This window comes from Burkholderia sp. JPY481, from assembly GCF_038900515.1.
Taxonomy (GTDB): domain Bacteria; phylum Pseudomonadota; class Gammaproteobacteria; order Burkholderiales; family Burkholderiaceae; genus Paraburkholderia; species Paraburkholderia youngii.
On sequence record NZ_JAYMRT010000001.1, the window covers coordinates 1,022,484 to 1,035,173 of the forward strand.

Annotated in this window: 10 protein-coding genes; 6 read left to right on the top strand and 4 right to left on the bottom strand. The window is 66.2% G+C overall.

Features of this window, described 5'->3' with window-relative positions; translation table 11 throughout:
- Positions 1-155 precede the first annotated feature (155 nt).
- The 3 genes from panS to fumC all read left to right on the top strand — a co-directional run bounded on the left by panS (position 156) and on the right by fumC (position 4,380).
- Positions 156-1,115, top strand: a complete 960-nt coding sequence (gene panS / locus VSR82_RS04685) for a ketopantoate/pantoate/pantothenate transporter PanS (RefSeq protein ID WP_410849582.1) — start codon at positions 156-158, stop codon at positions 1,113-1,115.
- A gap of 250 nt (positions 1,116-1,365) precedes the next feature.
- Positions 1,366-2,967, top strand: a complete 1,602-nt coding sequence (locus VSR82_RS04690; protein WP_498857514.1) for a phospholipase D family protein — start codon at positions 1,366-1,368, stop codon at positions 2,965-2,967.
- 15 nt (positions 2,968-2,982) lie between these two features.
- On the top strand, positions 2,983-4,380 hold the full coding sequence (gene fumC / locus VSR82_RS04695; protein WP_368586558.1) for a class II fumarate hydratase: 1,398 nt from the start codon (positions 2,983-2,985) through the stop codon (positions 4,378-4,380).
- Positions 4,381-4,453: 73 nt separating this feature from the next.
- Here fumC and VSR82_RS04700 read toward each other — a convergent pair whose 3' ends face one another.
- Positions 4,454-4,960 (bottom strand): acyl-CoA thioesterase, encoded by a 507-nt coding sequence (locus tag VSR82_RS04700; protein ID WP_410849583.1) that lies wholly within the window; start codon positions 4,958-4,960, stop codon positions 4,454-4,456.
- 119 nt (positions 4,961-5,079) lie between these two features.
- Positions 5,080-5,220 carry a hypothetical protein gene (locus VSR82_RS04705; RefSeq protein WP_368586560.1) on the bottom strand — a complete coding sequence of 47 codons (141 nt, stop codon included), beginning with the start codon at positions 5,218-5,220 and terminating at the stop codon, positions 5,080-5,082.
- 186 nt (positions 5,221-5,406) lie between these two features.
- On the opposite strand from VSR82_RS04705, the gene VSR82_RS04710 reads away from it, so the two are divergent.
- Together VSR82_RS04710 and VSR82_RS04715 are read left to right on the top strand one after the other, a co-directional pair.
- Positions 5,407-6,120 carry an ArsR/SmtB family transcription factor gene (locus tag VSR82_RS04710; RefSeq protein WP_368586561.1) on the top strand — a complete coding sequence of 238 codons (714 nt, stop codon included), beginning with the start codon at positions 5,407-5,409 and terminating at the stop codon, positions 6,118-6,120.
- 172 nt (positions 6,121-6,292) lie between these two features.
- Positions 6,293-8,896: a DUF6600 domain-containing protein gene (locus tag VSR82_RS04715; protein ID WP_498857506.1), complete on the top strand. Its 2,604-nt coding sequence runs from the start codon at positions 6,293-6,295 to the stop codon at positions 8,894-8,896.
- Between the two features lie 105 nt (positions 8,897-9,001).
- Here VSR82_RS04715 and VSR82_RS04720 read toward each other — a convergent pair whose 3' ends face one another.
- Positions 9,002-9,973: a thymidylate synthase gene (locus VSR82_RS04720; RefSeq protein ID WP_429458419.1), complete on the bottom strand. Its 972-nt coding sequence runs from the start codon at positions 9,971-9,973 to the stop codon at positions 9,002-9,004.
- A gap of 246 nt (positions 9,974-10,219) precedes the next feature.
- The gene (locus tag VSR82_RS04725) at positions 10,220-11,614 is read right to left on the bottom strand and encodes a sigma-54 dependent transcriptional regulator (RefSeq protein WP_368586563.1); all 1,395 of its coding nucleotides are present in this window, start codon (positions 11,612-11,614) and stop codon (positions 10,220-10,222) included.
- A gap of 539 nt (positions 11,615-12,153) precedes the next feature.
- On the opposite strand from VSR82_RS04725, the gene VSR82_RS04730 reads away from it, so the two are divergent.
- Positions 12,154-12,630: a hypothetical protein gene (locus VSR82_RS04730; RefSeq protein WP_429458417.1), complete on the top strand. Its 477-nt coding sequence runs from the start codon at positions 12,154-12,156 to the stop codon at positions 12,628-12,630.
- Positions 12,631-12,690 lie beyond the last annotated feature (60 nt).

Here is a 12,690-nt window from a genome sequence, read left to right on the forward strand (position 1 = left end):
CCGCGTCTGCCGCGCTTTCGCCACGGCGCTTGCCGTAGCCGCTTCACCCGCTTCACCGTGCTTCGGCGCGGCGAACGCCGCAACGCCGGCCGACACCCGGCCGCGCCGCGGCCCCCGCTTTCTCGCGATACAACATAACCAAGGACCACCCCCCCATGCTTGCCCGCGTCACCCGCCTGTTTCCGCTCTGGGCCGTGCTCGTCTCGGTCGCCGCGTACTTCTCGCCGGCCTCGTTTTCCGGCGTCGCACCGCACGTCACCACGCTCCTCACGATCATCATGCTGGCGATGGGCGTCACGCTGTCGGCCGGCGATTTCCTGCGCGTGTTCACGCGCCCCGCGCCGGTGATCGCCGGCATCGTGCTGCACTACCTCGTGATGCCGCTCGCCGCATGGGTCATCGCGAAGGCGCTGCGCATGCCGCCCGACCTGACCGCCGGCATGGTGCTGGTCGGCAGCGTCGCGAGCGGCACCGCGTCGAACGTGATGATTTATCTCGCGCGCGGCGACGTCGCGTTGTCGGTGACGATCAGCGCGCTGTCGACGCTCGTCGGCGTATTCGCGACGCCGCTGCTCACGCGCCTTTACGTCGACGCGTCGATCTCTGTCGATGTGCACGGCATGCTGATGAGCATCCTGCAGATCGTCGCGCTGCCGATCGTCGTCGGTCTCGTCGTCAATCATCTGTTCGGCAAGCTGGTGCGCAAGATCGAACCGATCCTGCCGCTCGTGTCGATGGTCGCGATCGTCCTGATCATCGGCGCGGTGGTGGGCGGCACGCAGAAGAGCATCGCGTCGGTGGGCTTCCTCGTGATGATCGGCGTCGTGCTGCACAACGGTATCGGCCTGCTCGGCGGCTACTGGGGCGGCCGTCTGCTCGGTTTCGACGAAGCCGTCTGCCGTACGCTCGCGATCGAAGTCGGCATGCAGAACTCCGGCCTCGCCGCGACGCTCGGCAAGCTCTACTTCACGCCGATCGCCGCGCTGCCGGGCGCGCTGTTCTCGGTCTGGCACAACCTGTCGGGCTCGCTGCTCGCGGGCGTGTGGGCGGGCCGACCGGCGAAAGGCTCGACCCATCCCGAGGGCGAGCGCGCGCTGCACGCCGAGCGCGTCTGATACGGCGTTCGCGCGCCGTGGTTCGTAGCAGGTGATGGATCACCGAACCGCGGTGCCCGCGCGACCAACGCGCGGCACTCCGCTGCGTTTGCCGACGTACGCGGAACCCGCGCCCCAATTCCCTTAGAATGGTTTTCTCGACAGCGTGCACAGGCCTGCGCTGTCGCCACGCGAAAAGCTTGCAAAACAAGGGGAAAACAGCGTGCAGGGCCAATTCGAACAACATAGGCGGGCCGCGCGCCGCCGCTCGATAGTCAGCACAACGAGGCAACTCTTCCTGCTCTGCTGCGCGGCGGCATTTTTGACCGCCTGCGCGACGAAGCCGCCCGCCACCGCGTTCGACCGCCAGGTCACGCACGCGCTGCCGGCCACCGCCGACACGCCGCTGCGCGAAGCGCTCGCGCCGCTCGAGGCGAAGCATCCGGAGCAGTCGGGTTTCCGCGTGCTGGCGAACGGCACCGACGCGCTGCAAATGCGCATCGCGCTCGCGCGCGCGGCGACCAAAACCCTCGACATGCAGTACTACATTGCCAACGAGGACACCACCGGCAAGCTGCTGCTCGGCGCCGCGTTATATGCGGCCGATCACGGCGTGCGGGTGCGCATGCTGGTCGACGATCTGAACTTCAAGGACATCGACAGCATCATGGCGGGCCTGGATACGCACCAGAACATCGAGATCCGCGTGTTCAACCCGTTCGGCAGCGCGCAGGAAGGCTTGTTCGAGCGCACCGCGAACGTGTTCACGCAGATCGGCCACTTCACGCGCCGCATGCACAACAAGGCGATGATCGCGGACAACCAGCTCGCGATCGTCGGCGGGCGCAATCTGGGCGACGAGTACTTCAGCGCGAGCGAAACGCTGCAGTTCCGCGATCTCGACGTGCTCGCGGCGGGCCCGATCGTCGCCGACGTCTCCGCGAGTTTCGACGACTACTGGAACAGCGACCTCGCCTATCCGCTGCGCGCGCTGAACAAGCAGAAGTTCGATCAGAACGAACTCGACCAGACGCGCGACGACCTGCGCCATCACTGGCGCACCAACGCCGATCCGTACAACGCGAAACCGCTGAACGCGACGCCGCTCGCCGCGCAGATCACGAGCGAGCAGCTCGGCCTCACGTGGGCGCGCGCGGAATTCAGGGTGGACCTGCCGGAGAAGATCGAGCATCCGTCGCCAGACTACGTGAGCCCGCCGCTCGCGCGGCTGCGCGAACTGATGCGCGACGCGCAGCACGACTTCCTGATCGTGTCGCCCTACTTCGTGCCGCATGCCTCTGGCGTGCAGGCGGCCAGCGAGCTCACGCATCGCGGCATCCGTATCGCGGTGCTGACCAACTCGCTCGCGGCCACCGACGCAGTCGCCGTGCAGGCCGGCTACAGTCCGTTTCGCGTGCCGCTGCTCAAGGCTGGCGTCGAGCTGTACGAATTCAGGCCGCGCCAGGAAACGCCGAACGTGGGGCTGGTCGGCTCCCGTTCGCGCGCGAGCCTGCATGCGAAGACCTACGTGATCGACCACCAGATACTTGTGATCGGCTCGATGAACCTCGATCCGCGCTCGGCCAATCTGAACACCGAGCTGCTGCTCGTGATCCACAGCCCCGAACTCGCGAATCAGGTCGCGAAGATCTTCGAGCGTGCAACGCAGCCGGACCAGAGCTACCGCGTGACGCTCGCCGACTCTGCCCAGCTCGCCTATCTGCGCTCGATCGGCGCGCCGCTGTCGCCGCTCGTCTGGACCGACGTCGAGAACGGCGAGACACGCACCTACATTTTCGATCCGCAGGCCGGTTTTTACCGGAATGCGCTAACCGGTCTATTCTCCTTATTGCCTGTCAACTCGGAACTTTGAGAAGCGGAGTCAACCATGACTGAAGACGTACGGATGGAGCGCGACACCTTCGGCGAAATCGCGGTGCCGAACGCTCGCCTGTGGGGCGCGCAGACGCAGCGCTCGCTGCAGAACTTCAAGATCTCGACGGAAAAGCAGTCGCCCGAACTGATCACCGCGCTCGCGGTGATCAAGCGCGCGGCCGCCGAGGTCAACCTCGGCCTCGGGGTGCTCGACGAGCAGAAGGCCCGCGCGATCATGCAGGCGGCCGACGAGATCATCGACGGCAAGCATCCGGGTGAATTTCCGCTCGCGGTCTGGCAGACCGGCTCGGGCACGCAGACCAACATGAACCTGAACGAGGTGATCGCGAACCGCGCGAGCGAGCTGCTCGGCGGCGAGCGCGGCGAAGCGCGCAAGGTGCATCCGAACGATGACGTGAATCGCGGACAGTCGTCGAACGACGTATTTCCGACCGCGATGCACGTGGCCGCCGCGGACGCGATCGTCAAGCATCTGCTGCCCGCGCTGAAAACGTTGCGCGATACGCTCGACGCCAAGGCGAAAGCATTCACCGATATCGTCAAGATCGGCCGCACGCACCTGCAGGACGCGACGCCGCTCACGCTCGGCCAGGAATTCTCCGGCTATGTCGCGCAGCTCGAGCACGGCATCCGGCACGTCGAGTCGGCGCTGCCGCATCTGTACGAACTCGCGCAGGGCGGCACCGCGGTCGGCACGGGACTGAACGCGCATCCGAAGTTCGCCGACAGCGTCGCCGCCGCGATCGGCAAGCTGACCGGTTTGCCGTTCGTGTCGGCGCCGAACAAGTTCGAGGTGATGGCGGCCGCCGATGCGCTGGTATTCGCGCACGGCGCGCTCAAAACGGTGGCGGCGAGCCTGAACAAGATCGCCAACGACATCCGCTGGCTCGCGAGCGGCCCGCGCTGCGGTCTCGGCGAGCTGTCGATCCCCGAAAACGAGCCGGGCAGCTCGATCATGCCGGGCAAGGTCAATCCGACCCAGTCCGAAGCGCTGACGATGCTGTGCGCACAGGTGTTCGGCAATGACGTCGCGGTGAACATCGGCGGCGCGAGCGGCAACTTCGAGCTGAACGTGTTCCGTCCGATGATCGCGCACAACGTGCTGCAGTCGGTGCGGCTGCTCGCCGACGGTGCGCAGAGCTTCAACGACAACTGCGCGGTCGGCATCGAGCCGAATCACGAGCGCATCGATACCTTGCTGAACGAATCGCTGATGCTGGTGACGGCGCTCAATCCGCACATCGGCTACGACAAGGCCGCGCAGATCGCGAAAAAGGCGCACAAGGAAGGCACGACGCTGAAGGCGTCCGCACTGGCGCTCGGCTATGTCACCGAGCAGCAGTTCGACGAGTGGGTGCGACCGAAGGATATGGTCGGACGCACGGCATGATGATGCGCGAGGCGGCGTGACAGAAGGCGCGAGAAACGGGCGCAGCGCCCGCCGCCCTGCCGCCCCACCGCGCTCAGATCTTTCCCTGCGCGACTTCTTCCGGCTTGAGCTCGACGATCGCGTCGAGCGCTTCCTTCACGTCCATCGCGTACTTGGCGAGGCGCTTCTGCTCCTCGGTCTCGGGCAAGAAAGCGGGTACCGGCACCGGATGGCCGTTCTCGTTGACGGCGACCATCACGACCAGACAGTCGGTGGTTTGCCGCAGTTCGCCGCCCTTCGGGTCGCCCGCATGCACCGACACGTGGATGTGCATGCTGGTGCGGCCCGTCGCGACGACGCGCGCGCGCAGCTCTACCAGATTGCCGACGAGAATCGGCCGACGAAAACGGATATTGCCGACGCTGACCGTCACGCAATAGCGCCCCGACCATACCGCCGCGCATGCGTAGGCGGTTTCGTCGATCCACTTCATCAGCGCGCCGCCGTGCACCTTGCCGCCGAAGTTGACCGAGGTCGGCTCGGCGAGAAAGCGGAAGGTGGTTTCCGAACGGTCCAGCGGTGCGGTGGGAACAGTGCTCATCTTGACTCCGGTCAATCGGATGCATTGAAAGGAGGCGATTATACGAGCGCAATATTGCGCGCGGCGCGGCGTCGCATGGAACACGCCGCGCGCGGCACGCCGAGGGGCCGGTGGTCGGCCTAATTGTGGATGGTGATCCCTTGGTCGATGGTGCCGTACATGCTGATGCTGCCGCTGCCGGCCGAGCCCGAGCCGGCTCCGCCCCCTGCGCAGGCGGTGAACAGCAGAACCGTCGCGGCGACGGCCAGAAGCGTTTTCATCACATCGTATTCCTGCAAGAACAGGCTTCGATTCTAGCCTGGCGGCACGAGACGGCGCGGGAACGCGGGCGAGCGTGACACCTCCGTCACATTGATTGTTCACGCAAAGCTGAAACATCGAATACCGGATGCGCGTAGAGTGGAAATCGTGGCGGCGCCCTTTGCCGCCCCTTCAGGAGACGCGCCATGACCGCCCCCCTCTTAGACGACCAGAACCACTTCCCCGGCCTGAGCCGCATCGGCGCGCTACTCGCCGATCCCGGCCGCGCCGCGATGCTGTGGGCGCTGATGGACGGCAGCGCGCGCCCCGCGGGCGAACTGACGATGATCGCGGGGCTGTCGCCATCGGCGGCGAGCGCCCATCTCGGACGGCTTACCGACGGCGGGCTGCTCGCGCTCGAAGTGCGCGGCCGGCATCGCTATTTCCGGATCGCGTCGGCGGATATCGCCGCCTCGATCGAAGCACTCGCGAACGTCGCGCAAGTCAGCGCGCCGCAGCGCTCCGTGCCGCGTCCGGCACGCACCGTGCCGGTGGAAATGCGCTTTGCGCGCACCTGCTACGACCACATGGCGGGCGAGCTGTCGGTGCGGATGTTCGAGCGCATGCTCGAGCGCGGGCTGCTGACGCAAAACGGCGAATCGCTCGAAGCGACCGCTCAGGGCGCCGCCCGCTTCGCCGACTGGGGCATCGACCTCGCCGCGCAGAAGACCCGGCGGCGGCGCTTCGCGTGCACCTGCCTCGATTGGAGCATGCGCCGGCCGCATCTGGGCGGCGCGCTCGGCGCGGCGTTGCTCGACGCGTGGTCGGCGCATGGCTGGGTCGAGCGGACCGAGCGGCCTCGCGTTCTGCGCGTCACGCCAGCCGGTCATCAGCAATTCGATGCGTTTTTGACCCGATAGGCCGCTGAACTGACGGTGCCGGCGGAGCCGCGAGACCCGCGCGAGACCCGCGCGAGACCTTTTGTTACAGGCGAGCGAATCCACCTTACAAATGTGCGGGCCTTGAAACATAGGCGGCAGGTACAGTGACTGAACGGACTCGGCCGATTGCCGCGTCCGTCGGAGATCAGTCATGACACACGCCAAGCAACCCATACGGCAAGCCGGGATTCATCGCCGGATCAGCGGCTATACGCTGATCGCGTCCGCTGTCGTCGCGCTCGCTGCGCAAACCGCTCTCGCACAGGAAGCGCCACCTGCGCCACCCGCCGCGGTAGCCGTCGGGTCGGGCGGCGAACCGTCGGGGGGCGATCCTCCTGGGCGCATCGCGCGTCTGAACTACACTGCCGGCGCAGTGACCACCGAGCCAGCCGGCGCAACCGACTGGTCGTATGCGCAGATCAACCGGCCGCTGACGACCGGCGACCAGCTGTGGAACGACCAGAATGCACGTTCCGAACTGCACATCGGCTCGACCGCGGTGCGCCTCGGCCAGAACACGAGCCTCGACGTGCTCAATCTCGACGATACGACCGCGCAACTGAAAGTCGCGCAAGGCACGCTGTCGACCCGCGTGCGCGAACTCGCGCCGGGGTCGTCGTATGAAATCGACACGCCGAACCTTGCGCTCGGCGTGAACGGTCCCGGCGACTACCGCGTCGACGTCGCGCCCGACGGCAGCAGCACGACCGTCACCGTGCGCAGCGGCAGCGCGATTGCGTACGGCGACGGCGGCCAGGTGCCGGTCGCGGCGGGCCAGCAGATCCGCTTTGCCGGCACCGACCTGCAGCAGTTCGCCGACAGCCGCGCGCCCGCTGCCGACGAACTCGACCAGTGGGCCGCCAGTCGCGACGCCACCGAAGACCGCTCGCTGTCGGCGCGCTACGTGTCGCGCGACATCCCCGGCTACGAGGATCTCGATGCCAACGGCACATGGCGCGAGACGCCGCAGTACGGCGCAGTGTGGGTGCCGAACGCGACGCCGGCCGGCTGGGCGCCGTATCACGACGGCCGCTGGGTCTGGCAGGCGCCTTGGGGTTGGACCTGGGTCGACGACCAGCCTTGGGGATTCGCGCCGTACCACTACGGCCGCTGGGCTGACATCGACGGCACGTGGGCCTGGGTGCCCGGTCCGCTCGAAGCGGACGTGGCGCCGGCCTATGCGCCGGCGCTGGTCGCGTTCGTCGGTGATGACGGCGGCGGCGCCGACTGGGGTGTCAACCTGGCGGTCGGCGGCGTCATCGCGGCGGGGGTCGCGTGGTTTCCGCTCGGGCCGGGCGAGCCGTGGCATCCACATTGGCGCGGTCACGATCGCTGGAGCGCCGGGTATTACAACCGCGTGAACCGCACGTCGATCTTCAACGACTACCACCGCAACGTGAACACGTACGTGAACTATCGCGTGCCGGGCTGTGTGACGGCCGTGCCGGCGACCGCGTTCGTGCACGGTCAGCCGGTCCGACGCTTCTCGCAGAAAGTCGACCCGGCGCAGTGGCGCAACGCGCGGATCAATCCGGGTGCACCGGGGATCGCGCCGGTGCGCGAAAGCTTCGGGTCGGATCTGCGGCGCGCGAACTATCGGCCACCGGCGAGCGTCGTCGGCCGGCCCGTAGTCGCGACCCGCAATCCCGTCATGCCCGCTGCTTATCACGACGAACTCGCGCAACGCTTCGCGCAAAGCGGCGGTCGAGTGCCCGGCGGCGGCCAGCCGGTCGTGCGCACCTCGGTGCCCGCGCATATGACCGGCGCTCCGGGCGCGCTGCCGATGGCGAATGTGCGGGTCGTGCAATCGCACGTGCCGGGACGTCCGCCGGGGATGGCGGCGGGTGCGCCTGGTACGCCAGGCGCAATCGGCGGCAACGCGCCGCATGGCGTCGAGCAGGCCGGACAGCGGCCCGGTGAAGCTGGCGCCGTGAGGCCGCGTGGCGAAGCGCCTCCGCAAGCGCGCGCGGGCATGCCGCCGCAGATGATCGGCAACGCGCGTCCGCCGCAGCCTGGAGAGAGCGGGTTCGCGGGCAATCTGGGCCATCCGTCGAACGGAGTGCCGCGGCCGCCGCAAGCAGGCGGCGGTAATCCGGCCGACGCGGCGGCGCACGCACGGCAGCATGGCGCGCCGCAGGAATGGGGTGCGGTCGGTCGGTCTCAGCCCGCATGGACGCAGCCGCATACGCCGACGGCGCAGCAGGCGCCGCGCATCGAACAGTCCGGCCGTCCGCAGCAGCCGAGCGTCGCGCCGCAGTCCGGTGTGCCGCATCCACCGGAAAACCCGTCCGCGCAGCAACAGGCGCGTGGGTCGAACTGGCATCCGCCTGCGATGCAACAGGTGCCGCGCGCCGTCGCGCCGCAGCAACCGCGTGCCGAACCACAAATGCAGCAGGCGCAACAGCCGCATTTCGAACCGCGTCCGCAGCCGATGCCGCAAGCCCCTCGGCCCGAGCCGCAGTTGCAGCAGGCGCAGCAGCCGCATTTCGAGCCGCGTCCGCAGCCGATGCCGCAAGTTCCTCGGCCCCAGCCGCAATTCCAGCAGGCCCAGCAGCCACATTTCGAGCCGCGTCCACAGCCAATGCCGATGCCGCAAGCCCGGCCAGAGCCGCGTCCGCAGATGCAGATGCAGCAGCCGCGCCCCGAACCGCGGCCCCAGCCAGTGCAACAGCCCCGTGCGCAACCCCAGCCGCAACCGCAACACGTCGAGCAGCACCAGGGCGGCGGCAATCGCGACGACCATCACAGGAGCTGAGCAGGACACCTGCCGTTGCGACAAAAAAGCCCCGCGATGCAAACCATCGCGGGGGCTTTTCTACATTCGACGGGGGCGAACGCTAGCGCCCCGCTTCCACCGGCATCAGATCGCCATTGGCGCTGTCAGCGGCTCGTGATGCTGATAGCCGATCAGCGAGAAATCCGCCGGCTCGATCTTCTCGAGCCATTCCGGCTCGTACACGCCGGTCTTCGCGTAGTCGGGCACGCGATCGGAAATCGCGAGCCGCGGCCTCTCGTACGGCTCGCGCTTGAGCTGCTGGTGCAGCATATCGAGCTGATTCTCGTAGATGTGCGCATCGCCGATGAAATAGCTGAACCAGCGCGGCGTATAGCCCGTCAAGCGTCCGACCAGATGCAGCAGCGCCGCGCCCTCCGTCAGATTGAACGGCGTGCCGAGCCCGACGTCGTTGCTGCGGATATACAGGCACAGCGAAATTTCGCGGCGCGTAACGTTCGGTAGAAACTGGTACAGCAGATGGCAAGCCGGCAGCGCGATCTGATCGAGCACGGCCGGATTCCAGGCATGGAACAGAATCCGTCGATCGGCGGGGTTCTGCATGATGGTGTCGAGACACTGGCGCAGTTGATCGATCGCCTTGTAAAGCAGCACCTTCGAACGGCCATCTTCGTCGAACTGCGTGATCACGCGAAAACCGCGCGCTTGCGCGTCGGCCAGCTGCGCGCTCGCGCTGGCGTCGAGCACCTTGTAGGCGGGCCACTTGCGCCATTGCACGCCGTACACGTCACCGAGATCATCCGGGCCCTCGCGATACGGATTGGCGAGCCACTGCGCGTTCTGATTCGCGTTGCCGTCCCACACCTTGCAGCCGAGCTCGCGGAAGTCCGCGGCGCTGCGCGAAGCGCGCAGAAACCCGACCAGCTCGCCGATCGCCGACTTGAACGCGAGCTTCTTCGTCGTGACCGCGGGAAAGCCTTGCTGCAGATCGAAGCGCAGCATCGCGCCGGGCATGCTGATGGTGCGGATGCCGGTGCGGTTTTCCTGCCACGTGCCGGTGTCGAGAATCGTGCGGACGAGGTCCAGGTATTGTTTCATGCGGTTTCCTTCGACGCGGCGCGAACCCGATCAGGCGCGCTCACGGAATTGAGCAAAGCCCGATTCTAACAAGCGCGACCGGACGACGCCGGGGCATGGCGCGCCGCCTGGGAAATATCGAGGGGGAATATCAGACGGAAAGGAAAACCACGCGGTACACGATAGATGCGAGCGGCAAACGTGCACGCAAAAGTGCTTCGAGGCGACGCGCCAGACCTTCACATGCCGCGTCGCCAGCCTCGCCGCCTACAGATGCTGCACCGACGCCGGCAAATCGCCGTGCGGCGCCGACATCGGCTCGCCTTCCATATGACGCATGCCGTGCGAGCACAGCAGCCGGTACAGCGTCACCCGGGAGATGCCGAGTTCCTGCGCCGCATCCCCGAGCCGCCCGCGATGCCGCAGCAACGCGAGTTCGATAGCCTGACGTTCGGCCGCTTCGCGCGCCTGCGCGAGCGACACCGGCACGATCTCGACGTATTCGGCGAGTTCGAGGTCGCGCGCGGTGATCGCACGTCCCTCCGACATCACGATCGCGCGCCGCACCCGGTTGATCAGCTCGCGCACGTTGCCGGGCCAGCCGTAGTTATGAAGTGCGGCGATTGCGTCGGGCGCGAAGCCACGCAGACGGCGGCTCGCATCCTTCTTGAAACGTTCGAGCATGTGCCGGGCGAGCAGTTCGATGTCCTTGCCGCGCGCGCGCAGCGGCGGCTCGTCGATCTGCAGCACGCAGAGGCGGTGATACAGGTCGGAACGGAAGCGCCCTTCGATCATCGCCGCGGTCATATCCACGTGCGTAGCCGAAATGATGCGCACGTCGACATCGATCGCGGTATGTCCGCCGAGCCGCTCGACCTTGCGCTCCTGCAGGAAGCGCAACAGGCTCGCCTGGCTTTCGAGCGGCAGATCGCCGATTTCGTCGAGAAACAGCGTGCCGCCGTTGGCCGCTTCGACGCGGCCGATCTTGCGCTGGTTCGCGCCGGTGAACGCACCGCGCTCGTAGCCGAACAGTTCCGATTGCAGAAGATGCGGCGGAATCGCGCCGCAATTGATTGGCACGAACGGCGCGTTGCGCCGCGCCGAGCGTTCATGAATCGCGACCGCCGTCAGCTCCTTGCCGGTGCCCGATTCGCCGGAGATGAACACCGGCGCGTCGGTCATCGCGACTTTGCGGATCGAGCGGAACAGCGCGAGCATCGCGTCGCACGAGCCGACCATCTCGCCCTCGGCGCCTTGCAAGCCGTCGTGCGAGGTCGTGTCGCTCAGCGAAATCATGCCGTATGCATGACCGACCGAGTCGACGATACGGTCGCCAGAAGACGGCACCGTCACGTAATCAAAGCAGTAGTCGCGCACGAGCCGGCGCAACGCGGCGTCTTTCAGTTGGCCAGGCGTGGTCGCAGCAACCCAGCCGACGTTCGGCATGGTCAAACAGGATTCAAAAGCGGCGATTTCGTGCGGCTGGAAATCACTGGACAAATCGAGCAGGCCGCCAGCTGCCGAGCCGGTGCGCACTGCCCGGCGCGCATCGCGCGCGGATCCCACGACTTCCACATGCCAGCCACGCTGCATAAAACGCGTATTCAGTTCCGCGCTCGGGTCACGCGAAACGTAAATCAGTTGCCGCGTTGCGGGTTCCATTATTCAGATCCTCTCGTCAACGAACGTTAAGGACGACGCATGCACCTGAAACTGCGGTTCAGACACGCTGACTCGTCCGGGATTCGCGAATCGCAAAACCCGAACGGCCATTCCATTCCGTGCGGACAGCTGATCCCCAAGAAAGCGGCGTGTGTGTTTGAGACGGCCTGATATGGGCCTTTTTTTAAATCTGAAGCTGTTTTCGAGAGCTTACTATACGTGCGCCGCTTCGAAAACAATTATGCGAATTTAATCGATGGACCCCTTGCCCATCATGGTTTAGCGGCCGATCTCCATTTATTCAGCCGACAAATAAAACATTAGTGGAAGCGCTTTTCGTGGCGTTCTCGCGACGGTAGTTCGTACCTTACGGATTATCGAATTATAGGTATTTTCTGCTGACCCGTTTCAGTGCTGCAACGTTTTTTCCCGATTTCGAACGCATTAGTTGTCATTCCGCTGGTGGCGGCCAGACGCATCAATGGATTGCGAGCGATGGCACATGTTTCGCTAAATGGCGAACACCAGGGAGACACATCATGCGACTCGCGTTCCGCATCGATCTGATAAGCTGCCGCGCGCCATTTTTCGCAATTTGCGCAGCCCTCGCGCTCAGCGCTCTGCCGGCGGGTGCCGGCACCCCGACAGCGCCAACCGCTCCGACGCGATCCGTCACGCTGGCGAATTTCAACGATGCCACCGAGCCCGCCTCCCCCAGCCTGCAAACCGCTTCGCCGGTTGCCGCGGAAGACGACAGCCAGCTTGCCGCCAACGCGTCGAACCCGGCTGCCGATGCTGCATCGATGAACGATATTTCGCTCGACGACCAGATCCTGTCGCGGCAACGCGGCGGCGCAGTCGGCATGTTGATGGTCGCCGCGCCGCCGCGGCTGATGCAAAGCGGCGGTAACCAGGTGACGTTGTGGGACGAGATCGCCCCGCCCTCGCCGCTGCCCGTGCCCGTCGATGCAGCACGCGCCGCCCAGGGCAACGTCGCGGCATACCAGCGCAGGTAAGCAGGACGAAGCAACGAACCGATAGCAAATAACCAGGGAATGCGGGACCGGTGGCCGCGC